This is a genomic window from Marinoscillum pacificum, assembly GCF_024714495.1.
Classification (GTDB): domain Bacteria; phylum Bacteroidota; class Bacteroidia; order Cytophagales; family Cyclobacteriaceae; genus Marinoscillum; species Marinoscillum pacificum.
The window spans coordinates 158,845-174,750 of sequence record NZ_JAMZMJ010000009.1 but is presented as its reverse complement, the minus strand read 5'-3'; the positions used below and the strand labels follow the sequence as shown (position 1 = coordinate 174,750).

18 protein-coding genes are annotated in these 15,906 nt (G+C 41.0%); 5 read left to right on the top strand and 13 right to left on the bottom strand.

The annotated features are described in order from the left end of the window. Window positions 1–6: 6 nt before the first annotated feature. Entirely contained in the window at window positions 7–642 is a 636-nt protein-coding gene (locus tag NXS00_RS18920; protein WP_258100829.1) for a LysE family translocator, read from the bottom strand. A gap of 2 nt (window positions 643–644) precedes the next feature. Next, complete coding sequence (locus tag NXS00_RS18915; RefSeq protein ID WP_258100828.1) at window positions 645–812, bottom strand: hypothetical protein; 168 nt, start codon at window positions 810–812, stop codon at window positions 645–647. Between the two features lie 269 nt (window positions 813–1,081). Between NXS00_RS18915 and NXS00_RS18910 the strand changes: the two genes are divergently transcribed. Further along, on the top strand, window positions 1,082–3,340 hold the full coding sequence (locus tag NXS00_RS18910) for a cellulase family glycosylhydrolase (RefSeq protein WP_258100827.1): 2,259 nt from the start codon (window positions 1,082–1,084) through the stop codon (window positions 3,338–3,340). Window positions 3,341–3,477: 137 nt separating this feature from the next. Here NXS00_RS18910 and NXS00_RS18905 read toward each other — a convergent pair whose 3' ends face one another. From NXS00_RS18905 to NXS00_RS18890, 4 genes are all read right to left on the bottom strand, one after another. After that, on the bottom strand, window positions 3,478–3,888 hold the full coding sequence (locus NXS00_RS18905) for a cupin domain-containing protein (protein WP_258100826.1): 411 nt from the start codon (window positions 3,886–3,888) through the stop codon (window positions 3,478–3,480). A gap of 40 nt (window positions 3,889–3,928) precedes the next feature. After that, entirely contained in the window at window positions 3,929–4,366 is a 438-nt protein-coding gene (locus NXS00_RS18900; RefSeq protein WP_258100825.1) for a putative quinol monooxygenase, read from the bottom strand. Then, a complete protein-coding gene (locus NXS00_RS18895; protein WP_258100824.1) occupies window positions 4,367–5,440 on the bottom strand; it encodes a serine hydrolase domain-containing protein in 1,074 nt (357 codons plus the stop codon). It lies immediately after the preceding gene. A 98-nt stretch (window positions 5,441–5,538) separates the two neighbouring features. After that, entirely contained in the window at window positions 5,539–6,318 is a 780-nt protein-coding gene (locus tag NXS00_RS18890; RefSeq protein WP_258100823.1) for a CPBP family intramembrane glutamic endopeptidase, read from the bottom strand. A 249-nt stretch (window positions 6,319–6,567) separates the two neighbouring features. Between NXS00_RS18890 and NXS00_RS18885 the strand changes: the two genes are divergently transcribed. Beyond that, entirely contained in the window at window positions 6,568–7,479 is a 912-nt protein-coding gene (locus NXS00_RS18885; RefSeq protein ID WP_258100822.1) for a site-2 protease family protein, read from the top strand. Window positions 7,480–7,783: 304 nt separating this feature from the next. Here the strand turns inward: NXS00_RS18885 and NXS00_RS18880 are convergent, their stop codons facing one another. From NXS00_RS18880 to NXS00_RS18870, 3 genes are all read right to left on the bottom strand, one after another. Continuing rightward, on the bottom strand, window positions 7,784–8,041 hold the full coding sequence (locus NXS00_RS18880; RefSeq protein WP_258100821.1) for a hypothetical protein: 258 nt from the start codon (window positions 8,039–8,041) through the stop codon (window positions 7,784–7,786). A gap of 18 nt (window positions 8,042–8,059) precedes the next feature. Then, window positions 8,060–8,722 carry a hypothetical protein gene (locus NXS00_RS18875; protein WP_258100820.1) on the bottom strand — a complete coding sequence of 221 codons (663 nt, stop codon included), beginning with the start codon at window positions 8,720–8,722 and terminating at the stop codon, window positions 8,060–8,062. A 72-nt stretch (window positions 8,723–8,794) separates the two neighbouring features. Then, window positions 8,795–9,454, bottom strand: a complete 660-nt coding sequence (locus NXS00_RS18870; protein ID WP_258100819.1) for a hypothetical protein — start codon at window positions 9,452–9,454, stop codon at window positions 8,795–8,797. Window positions 9,455–9,723: 269 nt separating this feature from the next. On the opposite strand from NXS00_RS18870, the gene NXS00_RS18865 reads away from it, so the two are divergent. From NXS00_RS18865 to NXS00_RS18855, 3 genes are read left to right on the top strand one after another with little or no spacing between them, the layout of a single operon-like run. Further along, window positions 9,724–9,936: a helix-turn-helix transcriptional regulator gene (locus NXS00_RS18865; protein ID WP_258100818.1), complete on the top strand. Its 213-nt coding sequence runs from the start codon at window positions 9,724–9,726 to the stop codon at window positions 9,934–9,936. 2 nt (window positions 9,937–9,938) lie between these two features. Beyond that, entirely contained in the window at window positions 9,939–10,274 is a 336-nt protein-coding gene (locus NXS00_RS18860; RefSeq protein WP_258100817.1) for a HipA N-terminal domain-containing protein, read from the top strand. Next, window positions 10,271–11,290 (top strand): type II toxin-antitoxin system HipA family toxin, encoded by a 1,020-nt coding sequence (locus NXS00_RS18855; RefSeq protein WP_258100816.1) that lies wholly within the window; start codon window positions 10,271–10,273, stop codon window positions 11,288–11,290. The genes NXS00_RS18860 and NXS00_RS18855 overlap by 4 nt, the downstream gene beginning before the upstream one ends. An 86-nt stretch (window positions 11,291–11,376) precedes the next feature. On the opposite strand, the gene NXS00_RS18850 is transcribed toward NXS00_RS18855, so the two are convergent. The 4 genes from NXS00_RS18850 to NXS00_RS18835 all read right to left on the bottom strand — a co-directional run bounded on the left by NXS00_RS18850 (window position 11,377) and on the right by NXS00_RS18835 (window position 15,832). Continuing rightward, window positions 11,377–11,889, bottom strand: coding sequence for a YfbM family protein (locus NXS00_RS18850; protein ID WP_258100815.1), 513 nt, complete (start codon window positions 11,887–11,889; stop codon window positions 11,377–11,379). Window positions 11,890–12,084: 195 nt separating this feature from the next. Continuing rightward, entirely contained in the window at window positions 12,085–12,633 is a 549-nt protein-coding gene (locus NXS00_RS18845; protein ID WP_258100814.1) for an REP-associated tyrosine transposase, read from the bottom strand. A gap of 102 nt (window positions 12,634–12,735) precedes the next feature. Beyond that, entirely contained in the window at window positions 12,736–13,356 is a 621-nt protein-coding gene (locus NXS00_RS18840) for a hypothetical protein (protein WP_258100813.1), read from the bottom strand. Between the two features lie 220 nt (window positions 13,357–13,576). Further along, window positions 13,577–15,832: an alpha-L-rhamnosidase-related protein gene (locus NXS00_RS18835; RefSeq protein WP_258100812.1), complete on the bottom strand. Its 2,256-nt coding sequence runs from the start codon at window positions 15,830–15,832 to the stop codon at window positions 13,577–13,579. Window positions 15,833–15,906: the final 74 nt, after the last annotated feature.

The window sequence follows — 15,906 nt, the reverse complement described above, 5'->3', positions numbered from 1 at the left end:
GATTTTTTATCTATTACACGCAGCTAATTTAACTCCAAGAGCGATGAACAATGCTCCTAATCCACGGTCCATCCATTGTGATACTTTTGGGTGATTTCTAAGGTAATTAGTTAGCTGACTGCTCATCAGTACGATCGGAATTTCAATAAAGCCCGCCACGACTATAATTAAGGAACCGTGAAGAAACAGCTGAGTGCCTACAACCCCTGCTTGTGGTTCTACGAACTGAGGCAAAAAGGCCAGGAAAAATACGGCTACTTTCGGGTTGAGTAAGGATACGAAAATGCCTTGTCTAAAGGTCTTGGTTAGATTGAGCGTAGGAGCTTGGTCATTGCTTTGTAGCCTTGTTCCTTTTGAACTGAGGGATTGTATACCCAACCATACCAAATAGGCTGCACCAACCCACTTGACCATGCTAAATGCGGTAGCGGAGGTCATTAGAATAGCCGAAAGTCCTAAAGCGGCAAAAATCACATGCACAAAAGTGCCTAGCCAAATGCCTAATACAGCTGTGAAGCCTGATCGAGTTCCTTTTTTGGACGTTTGTGAAATGATAAACACCATGTCTGGTCCCGGAGAAAGATTGAGCAGAATCGCCGCGGTGAAAAAAGTGATCCAGTGAGCCGTTGAGTAGTCAAGCATAGTTAATCAAGTGATTTTATTAGACTGATTTTCAAATTAATACATTCAATCTGGATAGGCAATTGTTTGATGGGAAATGGAGGTGTATGAATCTCCGTTTTACTTGCCAGATCCTCTTGAGCCATCCCTTTCTTAAGTCTCAATTCTTTTATTACTTGTCTGGTTTTCATGGTAGTATGTGCTTGATTGTGAGATCAAATGTCGTATGGAAATGGGTAACAATTCAACTGCAAACACACGTTATTTGCACAACAGGATTCGATTTTGGAAAGGTGAACTGTAAGGTGATCACAATCTATAAAAGGGGAATTCAGCAGGATGGAAATGGACAACAACGGGTAATTTGGTTGCTGATGGTGGGGGCTTAAAGTCGTGGAGGTGGTTGAAGTTGATGAGGCCTGACCTTTTATTTTTATGAAATTTAGATATCTTTAAAACTATGAGGATTATAGTTTTTATTGTTGTCATTTGTTTCTTTTCTCCTGTTTTTGCACAAGTAGAATATGCAGGTGTTAACCTTGCAGGTGCTGAGTTTGGTGATGGCTCCCTTCCTGGTACTGTTAACCGAGATTATGTATACCCAACACATGAGGAGGTTGATTATTTTACCTCGAAAGGGATGAATACCTTTCGTGTGCCTTTCAAGTGGGAGCGTATGCAGAGAACTCTTAATGGAGAGTTGGATGCTGACGAGCTTTCGTACATGGATGATTTTGTGGAATACGCCACCTCAAAAGAGGCATATGTAGTTTTAGATCCACACAATTATGCCAGATGGTACGGTGAGATCATCGGAACTGATGCGGTTCCTGTTTCGGCATTTGGAGATTTTTGGTCCCGACTGGCGTCGCATTACAAAGACAATTCTTATGTGATATTTGGTATAATGAATGAGCCCTATGACATGTCTACGGAACTGTGGTTAGAGGATGCCAATGTGGCGATACAGGCCATTCGTAGAACAGGAGCTCATAACCTGTTACTAGTTCCGGGTAACGCCTGGACGGGAGGTCATTCCTGGACACATGACTGGTATGGCACACCTAATGCGGAGGTGATGCTAGGCATAGTGGATTCATTAGATAATTATGCCTACGAGATCCATCAGTATCTTGATTCCGATTACTCAGGTACGTCTCCAGAATGTATCACTGCTGCTGAAGCATCGGAGAAGCTTATCGATTTCACTAATTGGGCTAAGGAAAATGGTAAAAGAGCCTTTTTAGGTGAGTTTGGTGTTGCTGATAACAGCAATTGCTACGAGGCACTGGAAGGGATGCTTGATTACATGTATGCCAATAATGATGTGTGGATGGGATGGACCTGGTGGGCTGCTGGCCCGTGGTGGTCCAATTACATTTTCTTACTAGAGCCTGGCTCTGGTGGGGAGGATAAGCCTCAGATGAGCGCGTTGGAACCCTATATCAATCCTGTTCTAATTGAAAGCATTGTGCTCACAGGTGATGCTGAAATGGCTATTGGATCTCAGCAATCATTAACTGCTGAAATTGGTCCAGAAAATCATACCATCTCTACATTAACATGGTCTTCTAGTGACACAGATGTGGTCACAGTAGATGCGGAAGGTACAGTCTCGGCTGTAGCTCTTGGGACTGCCGATATCACGGCTACAGCCAGTGATGGTTCAGAAGTTTCGGCATCGTTTACCATATCAGTGACACCTGTGTTGGTGGAAAGTCTGAGCATTAGCGGAGAACCAGAGATGAATCCGGGAGATACGCAGGTTTTGATAGCTACTGCGGCGCCTGACGAGGCAACTGACCCAACAGTGTCCTGGGCCTCTTCCGATGCCGATATTGCTACGGTAGATGAGTCGGGAATGGTTACGGCTATTGCAGAAGGAACTGTGGAAATCATAGCTACTGCAAATGATGGCTCAGAGGTTTCAGCTTCATTTACGGTGAACGTAGGGCCCGTTTTGGTAGAAAGTGTGGCGATAACCGGAGACGCTGAAATGCAGGTAGAGGAAACTCAGGTTTTGTCTGCTACCGTTACTCCAGGTGATGCAGCAGATCAATCAGTGGTGTGGTCTTCTGCGAATACATCCATTGCCACGGTAGACCAAAACGGGTTGGTAACGGCCATTGCTGTAGGTACAGTAGATATAGTAGCCACCGCCAATGATGCTTCAGGAGCTACGTCCACTTTTGTAATTACGGTCAATCCAGTTTTGCTGGAAAGTGTGTCGATCAATGGAGTTTCTACAATGATAGTTGGAGAAGCGCAGTATGTGACTGTGACGACCGCACCAGATAATGCTGCCGATGAAACGGTATCCTGGTCTTCTTCTGATCCTGAAATTGCGACTGTAGATTATATCGGGTTTGTATCAGCTCAAGCCGAAGGGGAGGTCGTGCTCACAGCTCTTGCCAATGATGGCTCGGGAACATCAGCTACTTTTTCTCTTACTATCAATGCTGCCCCATTGCCATTGGGTGAGCAAGTGGAAAATTTGTTGATATGGCCTAACCCAACTTCTGAACTGCTTTATTTGGAAGTTCCAGCTGTTTATGGTGCTGCTGTCTATAGTATATATGATGTAAGTGGAAAGCTTATTCAAAGTAATACACTCGAGCAGCCGACAACTGTTGATGTGTCTGACTTTGAAAAAGGGGTTTATTTGATTGAGATAAAAGGAGAGAAAGACTCTACAAAGAGAAGGGTTGTTGTGGAGTAGTCGTTGTTAAGAAGACTTCCTAGGAAAGGACTAATTAGAGTTTGTTTATCAATCTTTGATTTTCTCAAATCCTTTCCCAAAGTCTCTGAGTAGATTGGCTTCAAAATGAACTGATTTGAGTAATAAAAATCTCTTATTTAAGAAGGGTTCTCCTCAAACCATTGTACTATGGAAGGCATATTTCGCTCGAAACCTCCAGGAGTGAAAAAGTTTAAAACCCCTGTTTTATGCTCCGTTTCGTTTTTGAAATCATGCATGGTATTAGCCGGAATTCTAATAAACGCACCCTTATTTGCCTTTATCCATTTATCTCCTACAAGAATGGAAATTGTGCCATCCAAAACATAGAACACCTCGTCATTTGCTTCATGAAGGTGGGCTCCCGGTCCATCAGAGTTTGGTTCTAACCACCATTCTGAGATACTATATCGGTTGTCAGTCTCGTTTTCATCTGCTTTGAAAATAGGCGTCATCGTACCACAGTTGTATTTTCGACCTTCTCCTTCTGCTAAGATGATGGGTTCGTTGTGACTAGTTTGGTGCTTCATATTTTAATATTGACAGGAGTAAGTTGCTGTTGTGTCTTAACTAGTTTCTCTCCTGCAACTTCTCAAATATCAAATCCATAGACTGTGGGTCAATGGCCTCCATGTCAATCAACTTCAGTGAAATAACCATGTGCATTGTGGAGGTTTTGTACTTGAGGAAATGCTCAGTTTTTAAGTGTGATTCATACGCATTACGATCTGCATAAATCTCTAAGAGCCGAATGCTAGTAGGGTCGTCCTTCCTATACATAGGATAGATGCACAAGACTCCAGGCTCCAGGGCAATAGAAGCTGCAGATTCTTCTTTAAGTATAGAGATGTAGTCATCAAAATAGGTCGAGTCTATTTCGATTTCAGCGATTCGGATCATCATGTCTTCAGGCTTCATATCGGATTCTTTAGTTGACTGAGTGCATGACCAGGTCAATAATGAAATACTAAAGGCAATGAAAGTGGTTTTAATAAAATTAGCGTTCATTTATAAGTTTTTTTTAATGGACAATGCCAAATCTTCTAATCGATCATCAATTCCTGGTGAGAATACATTTCCCTGAAAACTAGCGTTGGATAATACTGCAATCCCAACATTGGATTCCGGGAAAATCATGAGCCAATTCTGCATTCCCCAAATTCCTCCGTGATGTCGATAGCAGATCTCATCGTCTATATTCAGAATATTCCAGTGATAGCCGATATCAAAATCATATTGTGTGCTGAAGAAGTTTTTGTGAGACTCTTTCACTTCTGGAATGGATTCGTTTAGATGATACTCCATGTATTGCATTAGGTCAATAGTATTGGAATGAGCACCTGAAATTCCTCCCCATAGGTTATTGCGAAAATGCTCTTGCGGTTCCTGATCTCCATTATACCCTTGTATCAATAAATCCTGCTCTTTCTCATTCAACTCAAACTTAGTATTGACCATTTTATTAGTGTCAAAAATGTACTGCTTAACGAGTTGCTGGTAGGGGGTGTTGTAGACTTGCTCGAGGATATAAGCGGTGATTTCTGGAGCGGTATTGGAATAGCGGAATTCCGTTCCTGGTTGAGGATCTATGGTAACCTCATGCAGTCCTTCCCAAAATGCTTCTTTACTTTCATCCGTGGGCGGGAAGTTGGGAAAGCCTCCTGTATGTGTAATGAGGTGCTTGATGGTTATTTTATCGCCATCATAAGCGAAGTTGGGATATTCCTGTGGTAAATAGTCTCGAATGTCGTCATCAAGCGAGATTTTACCATCTATAACAGCTTTTGCAACCATCGTACCTGTAAAAGTTTTGGTTACGGAAGCGATTTCATACAATGTAGAGTCTGTCGGTGGATTGTTCTTGCCTGGATTCTGCTCTCCGAAATGGAATGTCTGCTTTTTCCCATTATTGTAAATGGCAATGGAAACAGAGTGAATTCTGTCGTCCTCCAAAAACTCGTTGGCATACTTTTCTACCAGTTCAGGAGTAGTTAGTTCAGATGCTGTATTGGATTGATTACAACTTGTAAACGACAGGATGGTGATGCCTAACAAGCATACATACGGAGCTGGTTTAATCAATTTCTTAGTCTTAGGTAATGAATAATGGTGTCAAAGTAAACATAAGATATCAGAAGCTAGGTGTTGATATCGGTAGATTGTGGATACAAATTCACAACTTATTTGGCTTTCATAATTAGGTTTGATCTTTTTACTTGTAAACTTATTCCCTTTCTCTTTTTATAGATTATGGTCAGTATGATGGATAGGGATATTGTTGCTATTCTGAAAATGTTGGAATAATTATCTCCCAGGGCATTATCACTTACAGCGAATAAGTCCCAAGCCAGGTTCATGAGCATATGAAGAAATATGGAAACCCATAGGTTACAATTCCACTCCACAAAGAGCCAGGCGAACAAAATACCTCCCATAAAGGTCACCAGAAAAATCCCAATGATTTCGTCTAGGCTGGTTCCCTGCTTGATATGCACCAGACCGAACAGAACTGCCCCTAGCAGTACGGAGGTGATGAATCCTAATCTGGTAAATCGAAATAATTGACCAAACAGGAAGCCTCTGAAATATAATTCTTCAAATAAGCCGGCTGCTATGATACCAATCAGAATGGTGTTGAAGGAGATTTCTTCATTTAGATCAAACAAGAAAGCAAACCCTATGAACATAGGAAGTGTGCAAATGAGCGCAAAGACAAATCCTTTGACAATTGATTGGTTTAGTCCAAGTCTCTGTAAAAGATGATTTCTTTGATGCAGCAATAAGGTTCCTAGTAAAATAGGTATGCCAACAATGATATACGCCAGGATATGGCTAATTCCATATTGATTGATTAATCCATTGAACCCCTCTCTGATCGTGTAGAAATAGAGTTCATCCACATAATAGTAGAGACCGAATGACAGGAGTGTTACCAGGACTATTTTTAGCTGTTTGTTCATCCTCGTTAAAGTATTAGCGTTTTCGTATGGAGTGCACTCGCTAGACGGTTGGTGGAGCCAACGTCTAACTTCGTTTAAGTTAACGGATTACCATTCAAGAATCAAGCACTTCCTACTACTCTGGGTCCTGACTCTGGCAGGATCTGTTTTCGGGTTTTAAGGTTTTTATTTCCGAAAATGTAATCTGTGGCTGCTATCCATCACTAACGAGAATGAAATGTTCAGTCCGTCAATTTTCAACATAATCACATGAGTAATATTAGTCGAGCTATTCAATCAATCAGGGTGTATAGTTTAGTAGGAATATGTGGATTGGTATTGATAGCCGTATTTGGTCCATTGATGCTCAATAAAGTTGGTTTTGACAATCTTGATTTAGAAGTGTCTCAGGAAAAGATGATCATCATAATCGGAATATTGGTCATGATGTTTCTGGTACTAATGTTTCATGAATTAGGTCATTTGATAACAGGGTTGCTTCAGGGTTTTCGTTTTGAGCAATTTGTAATAGGTACACTAGGGTTTAAGAGGGATGGTGAGCGAGTAAAAATGTATTTAAACAAAAACCTCGAGTACTACGGAGGGATAGCAGCTACCTCTCCTCGGGATGGTCATCCAGACAATGCAAAAAAGTTTGCTTTTGTTTTACTGGCAGGGCCAATAGCATCAGTATTGTTTGCACTCTACTCTTTGGTGGTTTCACAACTTTTGGAAGATCATATATTACAAACTGTTTTTTTGTCTGGTGCGGGTATTTCAATAGCGATTTTTTTAGTGACTACCATTCCAGCAAAAACCGGGATATTTTATACGGATAGGAAGCGGTATCAGCGTTTAGTCAAGCCTGGTAGAGATCAGGATACCGAATTGGCCATTTTAAAAATCATGGGAAGCTACGCTCAGGATAATTCTTATAAAAACATCAAGAAGGAGGATATACAGACTTTGATCACTGATGAGAGTTCGTTTACTCAATATTTTGGGATGTTCAATTTGATTTGCTATCAGATAGAAATGGGTGAAGTATTGGACGAGCGAGTAATTGCGGAATATGCTAATAAAGGAAAGTCAGTTTCACAGTCACTGGTGAAAGCATTCAATAAAGAAATTGATAAACTATGTAAAAAGTATGGTTCAGATAGCCCGATACCAGGTGAGTAATGGTAGATCGGTCTTCACTATGGCCAGCAGACACAACATTTACCAGCAGAGTACACTTCTTTCGCACTTTTGGTGTTCGACCAGTTGTCATCATTAGATATGAGAAATCCTTATTATTGACTAGGGATATAAGACGAACAGGGGCAGAACTAAAATATCGGTAGCCTTGTATAGCTCGGTAGTCATACTTGTAATTAACGATGTGTTACTCAAAGTCAAACGATCTTTTTTTACGAGAATTCTACTCACTGGATGTGTTGCAAGTTCGTACTATCATAGGATTCTTACCATTAATGACTGTTTGTTAATGGCGTTTAGTTTTGTCAATAATCTTCAAACTTCTTGTCCATACAGTTACTAGAATAGTGGTTATTACCAATCCGACTATCGCAAGGATGCCATAAGTATCCTTAGTTTGCTCTAAGTAAACGACTCCTTCTTCAGCGGAGAAATTCCTGCCATCAGCATTGTATTCCAATTGGGCTCGTTGCACGTACATCCAAAGGAACAGCGCAGTGACTAATCCAAATAATACGGTCAATATGGAAAGCGCAGATCTCATGAGCTACCGCTTTGGTGGTTAGTACTTATACATTTCTAAACTGTCAAAGTCTTTGATTTCAGACAGTTTAAGGAGGCTTGCTATTTCAATTTTGCTCCAGGTTTCTTCAAATACCTCATCACCACCTTCTGCATCTTCGTTGGTGTTCTGTTTGACGAGTTTCTTTTTGGTTGAGAAGTTGATGCTCGTTTCTGTGTTGACGATTGGTCCATAATTGCTACTGGCATCATATCCGATCATCTCAAAGTTGGCGTTTTGATATCGGAAGGTGTATTTCCAATATCCATATCGGCCGTGTTCGTAGTGGATGTACAATTTATTGTTCTTGATTTCAATCCCTAACTGGGGAGCATAATAAACTCCACCATCTTCATTTTCGGATGAAAAGCAGTCATGGTTTTGATCAGCCAGTTGGTAACCGCTTTCATTTTTGAATAATACGATGATGCCGCGCCTATTTCTATCTACTAGTTTGTCAAATCGATCGATGACGATATTGGTGGTGTCCGTTTGTTTGATGAGCAAAACACAGTCTTCCAGTCCGTCTTTATTGAGGTCTCCAAAGAACTTTTCATAGAGGACAAATCCAGTTGGGATGAAATTTGCGGGTTCGCTCTGCTGGGCGTTACAGCCAAATACAATTAGTAGAAGTAACGCTAGTGATTTTAAAGTTCTGTTCATGGAGGCGGTTAATTGAGAGTATTGTGAGACACCAAGCTAAGCGAAAATAGAAAGCTTGTAATGGAAAGAATTTTACTTATTTAACTTTCTTTTTAGTTCTCGCCATAATGGAATAAAAGCTAGGTAAGATCCAATTAAATAGAGCCATTTGTGTAATTCTATTTCTAAGAAATCATTCGATAAAGCAGCAATTATGAGAGCACCGGGAATCCCATATAATAGAACGGTTGAAATAATATAAGCCCCTTTTAGCAAACCTAACTTTTTCCACCTGTCCCAACTGTCAATTACCGTTGCATTGGTATTCTGTTTAAGAAAATCAATAAATGAATCAGTATCATATCGTTTTATTTTCCCAAGTCCTAAATCAATTTTGGTATCATTGGTCCAAATAGATCTTAGAATATCGGTATTTGTTTTTGGGTCTTTATCAATTACTAGAAATTTAATGCTTTCAACGTTGATCTTCTGTTTAGACGTAAAGTTGAAAAAGAATTTGTCTGCCCAATAAAATTCAATTTCATTCTCAATGACTTTAACAAGTAAGTTAGAGTATGTAGCATATACTGATAAAGTTGTTATCGATATGCTTAATAATAATGGTGCAATAATCCTCAGAGCTAAGTTTTCGATATTGATGATTAGAACCAGTGATAGGAGAAAGCCGAAGACAAAAAATATTAAGGCAAGTAGTACCCTGGATTGCCTGATAATAAAAAGTTTGAATTGCATAATGGATCGCAATGCTATGGCTACAAGTTTACATTTTCATAACTCAAATACAAATAGCGGAAACTTATAGGTTAATTATTTAGACACACGCCACAGGTGTACGCTAGCCAGGGAAGCATAATTATATTTCTAAATAGTGCATTATATGGCACTTCTTCGTTTGATTGCTCGTGATGATTAGGAAGTATGTGGGTAAAGTGCATTTTATTGCACTATTGTAGGTGTTATTGTGTTTTTGTTTTAGTTTTAATTAAAAATAGAGCAGTATAATGCACTTAGATCAATTAATTATCACTTTAAAACATCGAAGGGAAGAACTTGGTGTTACCCAGGAACAACTGGCTGATCTATCTGGTGTGGGCTTGCGTACATTGAAGGCTTTGGAGAGTAAGAAGGGCAACCCAACGCTCGTGACCTTAAATAAGCTAGCTGACGTACTGGGAATGGAAGTGAAATTGGTCGTCAAGAATATTGAATTATAGTCATGCGAAAAGCACAGGTCTTTTGGAATGATCAACTGGCTGGAATGCTCACCGAGTTGGATGCTTTGCATTATGAATTTGAATATGATGATGCGTGGTTTGCCGATAGTAGTAAACCAGCGATTAGCCTTACATTTCCCAAAAGCAAGAAGAAGTATGAGTCAAATCACCTGTTTCCTTTCTTTTTCAACATGCTTTCGGAAGGAGCGAATAGAAATTTGCAGAGCAGATTTCTTCGTATCGATGAAAAGGATTATTTCGGATTATTACTTGCTACCAGCTCAAAGGATGGAATTGGGGCGGTGAGTGTTGTTGCAATAACTAATGAGAGTAAATGAGTTTGCCTGAGCTACGCTTTTGTCCTGGTACATTGTCAGAGGGGTTTGATACCTACAGTCAAGCTTGCCTGAGGAAACTGTTTAATGGTAAAAAGGTGAGCCATATACTTCCTTACAATCCGCCAACATTAAGTGAGGAGGATGCCGAGAAGTTTATAGATAACCGGAAGCGGATTTCGATTTCTGGAGTACAGGAAAAAGTTTCGTTGATACTTGTGAAGAACAAGCTACGTCTTACTGAAAAGGGGGAACAAGGAACCTATATTTTGAAACCTATTCCAAGAGATTTGAAGAATGTAGGACAAGTCCCTGCCAATGAACACCTCACTATGCAGATAGCGAGGCAGGTCTATGGCATCCATACAGCTGAAAATGGGTTGATTTTTTTTAAGGATGGCGCACCTGCTTATATCACTAAACGCTTCGATGTAAGAGATGAAAACACTAAATGGGGGAAAGAAGATTTTGCTTCATTGGCAGGTAGAACAAGTGAAAATGCCGGAGCAAATTTTAAGTACGAATACAGTTATGAAGAAATAGCCATGCTGATTCGAAAATATGTTCCAGCATCGGTAATTGAAATGGAAAAGTTTTTTGCTCTGGTCGTATTCAACTATCTGTTTTCTAATGGTGATGCACATTTGAAGAATTTTGCCTTGCTACAGACGGCCAGTGGTGATCATATCTTGAGTCCTGCTTACGATCTGATCAATACACGAATTCATGTAGATGATACGGACTTTGCTTTGAACGAAGGTCTATTCAAGGACGATTACATGTCACAGCACATGCGGGACAATGGTAAGGCTGGCCTCGAAGATTTTCGTGAGTTTGCCAGAAGAATAGGGGTTGGAGAACGGCGCATTGATCCATTACTGAGCCCATTTGTTCAACAGCAACCGCTAGTGGAGCAGCTCATTCGCAGGTCATTTCTTGATGAATCTACCAAAAAAGCATACCTGATGCACTATGAAAACAAGAGAGCTCAATTGGATTTGAGGAAGGAGGGTAGTTAGAGATTTCTTGTCTACTAATTTTTCGCATCTGTAGGTGTCATGACCATAACGTCATTGAAGGCCAACAAGGGCAATTTGACACTTGCTTAACAGATAAAAGAAATCAAGGCTTCGTTCTCTTCGGCGGCCTTTTTTACGAATTCTTTTAAGTCCGTAAAGTTTTCAAATAAATACTCTGGACCTTCGGATTCTTGCCAAATCTGTGGGTAGACATTTCTCGCCTGCATATCAGACCAGTCAATATTTTTTCTCAGCACCTCCAAGTTCATTTTTGACAGCTCTTCGTCAGCTTGTTTTACCTGGCTTGCTGTTAGGTAATGTGCAGGTCCATAACCAAGATCTTGTTCTGGATCGACAAACTGATTGCTGAAAACGATTTTTGATCGAATGCCGTCGGGATACCCATCAACTTCACTATCAGCTAAGCTTTGTCCAGTAAGGAGATAGTGAAGACCTTCCCAGCTTTTATCAACGTCCAACATCCAATCAGCGTCAAAAGCGTCTTCAGCAAATGCCTTACTTTCCAAAAGTTCAGAGTCATTTTTAATTTCATTCAGCTCCTTCTCGGATAGCCGAATGAAGCTACCAATCATTCCCATGTTTCTTGCAGGTTTAGTTGTGTCTACGTCTAGCTAAAGTGTGTATGTCCCGAACTTAGCTGATGGAAAACTAAACTAGCAAAGCTGTGCCACCTACACAACTGTTTCTTGAAATACCTCTGCCTCTGTTGGTGTTCTGCCAGAGGTCGGACAGGTATCAAATGCTGGCGCACGCGTTTCGCGTGTGCTTTTCAATTATTCTATAAAATCAATAGTTAGTAATCCAGTTTGACCAGCATAATCTCTCGCACTGCTATATCTCCAATCTTCTGCTTTATCTACATAGCCTGCTTCTACAGGATTCATGTGGATATATTCAACCTTTTGATCAATTACATGGTTGCTCCAAAGCTCAATTGGTTTGTTATGATGCTGCCAAAATTGTTTGTCGCTTACATTGCTGCTTTTGGAGCCAGCACGTTCAAACATCCATAGTAGCCACTCTCGGCGACTTTCTTGAGTATTTTCGCTCATTGCTTTGGTTATCGTTTTGGATGTGTGCTCTTTAAATCTACCTAACAATGTAGATGGATTATTTTCTGCAGCTCTAAAAATCAAATGAACATGACTTGGCATGATGCAGTAACAATAAATTTCCATTCCTAGATTCGTTTTGCAGTATTTCAGGCTTTCTATAACTATTTGACAATAGTCAGTACGAGTAAAAACATCAATCCAGTATACAACTGCGAAGCTCACAAAATACATCCCTTCTGGGTTATGAAATTTGTACTTCCGACTCATGATTAGAAGTTAAATAGAAAATAGCGGAAATGGGAGGGTTAATTATTAAATCACACGCCACAGGCGTGCGCTAGCAAGGGTGTCTACTTGATTATACTTTTGTTAAATGTCGTTGGTTGTAGTCTTTAGTTCCTCAGATTGTTCGATCTCTTTAAGTTGGTTAAGTGAGCGTTCAGCCGTTAAATCAGTGTAAAAAATTCGCGCATCGGAAAAACCTTTGATGATCTCGATTTGTCTATTCCCATCAATCCAAATGTAGTCTTTGCTATCGTCAATAACCGAGTTCTCCGTATGGTCATAAAACCCATACTTGTCGCTGAAAATTTTCACGAGCTGAATTTGAGTTAGAGCAATAACGGTATGATCAGTTGGTTCTACTGAAATATTTAGTTTGTATAGTTTGCCTTCAAAGTATTCAGGTGAGAAAACTGCTTCTGCAGTTGCTAAAAAGTTGTTGTCGTCCAATGTCATTTTGTAAGCCACTTGTCGGTTCTCGTTCTCATACAATTTTTTATCCCGAATAAGTTTTTTTGTCCATGAAATAAACTCCTTTTCAGACATCCCGAATCGATAGCCAAGAAATATGGTGTCGTTTCGAATTCCGCTGTTAATTTCCTGTTCAACCTTCAGCTCGAAAGCTGCGTTTGCTTTTGCCTGTTTTTGCTGTTCAAGGTTGCAACTGAACGTCATTACTGCAATTGTCAATATTAATATGTTCTTCATGAGTTTTGAGGGATTGAGCATAGCATTCGTAATTACGCAACTAATTGTACACGACCAATATCAGCTTTCTTTTATCCGTGTGTAAAAACTGATGTTTTCAATTATTACCTCCAAAATAACGGAATCCTCACTGCTTTTCAAGAAACGGTTGGGATATAAAAACAAAACCTCCAGGGTCTTGAAGACCCTGGAGGTTTTAATATCAGTGGTTGTATAAACTTTAGTCTCTTACCTCTATCTCCCAGTTCAGCTTTTGGGTGACGTTGATTTCATCACCTGCTTTTTCTATCGAGATCACATTGTCACCTACCCGGATGTTGTCCAGTTTGGCATTATCCCAGCCGGAAGGGAAGTTGGGCTCTATGATCACTTTCTGATCGTCGGCCATGGGCTTCACGCCAAAGTAGTGCTCTATGATTGGAGTGGCTATTGCATAGATGTTCCATGCCTGGCAGATCATTCCATAGTCGGGACTCACCTCATACATGGAGCCGGGCAGCGCATAGCTAAAGCTGTTGCTCAGCATCTTTAAGTACTCTAGTGATTTGTCAGCATTGCCATAGCGAGCTTCGCCAATGGCTTGCACTCCGGTTGGGAGGGTCATTACCGCACCTACGTAGCTAAATACTTTCCACTTGGAGGAGGCATCCGTGGACTCGTCTCTATCCAGTCCGGTCACGTACATGCCATACTTGCTGGCATAGTTGCTGCCGGTTTTCAGCGCTTTGGCTGCTTTGTCGGGATCAGCTATTCCGAGTTCCATCGGGGTGTTGACTACCCAGTTGTGATGAACTACAAATCCTTGTACACGGTTGTCTTTTGGTAATGCTATTTTACTTTTTAGATTTTGAAGTTCCGCCACTGCCCAGGGCTTTTTGATGGTGTCTGATCGCACAATGGCATCATCGATGAGTTTTAGCGTTTCTGCTCTGGAAGCTCTGAAGTCAGCAAATGAGTTGGACTCTTCCACCCACCAGTCAGAGTTAATTTGTTCTTTTAGTTGATCTGCTTTCTCCTGATAGATTTTAGCATTGGCGTCATCATCCAGTTGCTCGGCCATTTTGGCTGCAGCTGCATATGCTGCCTGGGAGTAGACTACCACGTCTATCATTTCTGAATGAAGTCCATGAATCTCCATCATGCCGGCTCCATCTGGATAGCCGTTGCCATCTTTGTCCTGAGAGGCTAGCCAGGTTAATCCCTGTTGCACTTTTGGATAGGTGGTTTCTAAGAAGTCTTTGTCTCCTGTCCATTCATAGTATTTCCATAGCAAGTTGATGAAATAAGGAGTGGTGTTGAGGTTTCCGGGATTGAACACCACGCCATTGGTGCTCGCCTCATGCATGATGCGTCCATTGTCATTGACTGATTCAGATAGTTTGAAGATCAAGTCGATAGTAGCTTTTACTTCTTCATGCTGACCTGTAGCCAATAGACCTTGCAGTGCGTAGGTATTGTCGGTTCCAAACCACCACGGATAGTCTGGAATCCCTGCGGAAAGTCCTCTGCCTAGTTCGGGAACATCTCGCATCAACCAGTCGGTGTTGTATTTCACCCAGGTGTACATTTCCTGAACACGTTTATCTGGAATGGTCAGGTCTGCCGTGCTTTTGATGGATTGATACCGCTCAATTTTAGAGGTCAACAATTCAGAAGCGTTTTCCAGAAGTTCTTCAAGGGTTTGATTAAGCGCTATTTTAGATTCATAAGACCCAGCGATGTAGTAGCGAACTGGAATAGATGCCCCGGATGCTACTTCAAGCTTCGATTGAATGGTGAAGTCTTTTCCGTTGCCTCTGCGCTCATATCCACAAGAGTTAGCATTTGCTGATTTCGACTCTGGGAGGTTCGTGGTAAAAGCAGTATACCAATTGTTGTTGGCATCTTGCACAGACCATGTCTGCGAAGCATCATCAAAGTTGCCCTCATCTGTTCCATCGATGATGTCTAAACTATCCGCCAGCCAGGTAGGACGAAGATCCACCATGCCTGTAAAGTTTAGTGATAGTTCTAATTCATGGCCTGATTTATTGGTGACCACATATTCTACAATCATACCCTCACGCCCATCTGGAATAAACTGAGATCTGGTGACTAGTAATTCATTTCCAAGATCAAACAGATGTTGATTCCCAACAGGGAAATTGGTGAATTCGGTCGCTTCTTTAAGGCAATAACTGTTGTCAGCGGTTTGGATACCGAGTACATAGCCATCCATCAGCTTGATTGGGTGATCCCAAATGCCACCCATTTCATCAGTGATGTGCCACCCTAAGTCGGCAAAGGCACCATTTTGTAATCCTACAGAGTATACACGATCACCGGCCGTAACATAGGGTGTGTTTAAATATTCTCGTTTTCCGGTTATTCCTGTGGTGGATTGGAGGACATCCGACAGGGGAGTGGATGCATCGGGTCCAGTAGAACAGGCAATTAGGAACATACCTATCCCAAAAAATAGGGGGAACTTCTTCATACTTCATCATTTTTGGTGCGTTGAAGATAGGCCAATCCTGTAAAATCGTCAAGCACAGCAGCGGATAGCTTGGG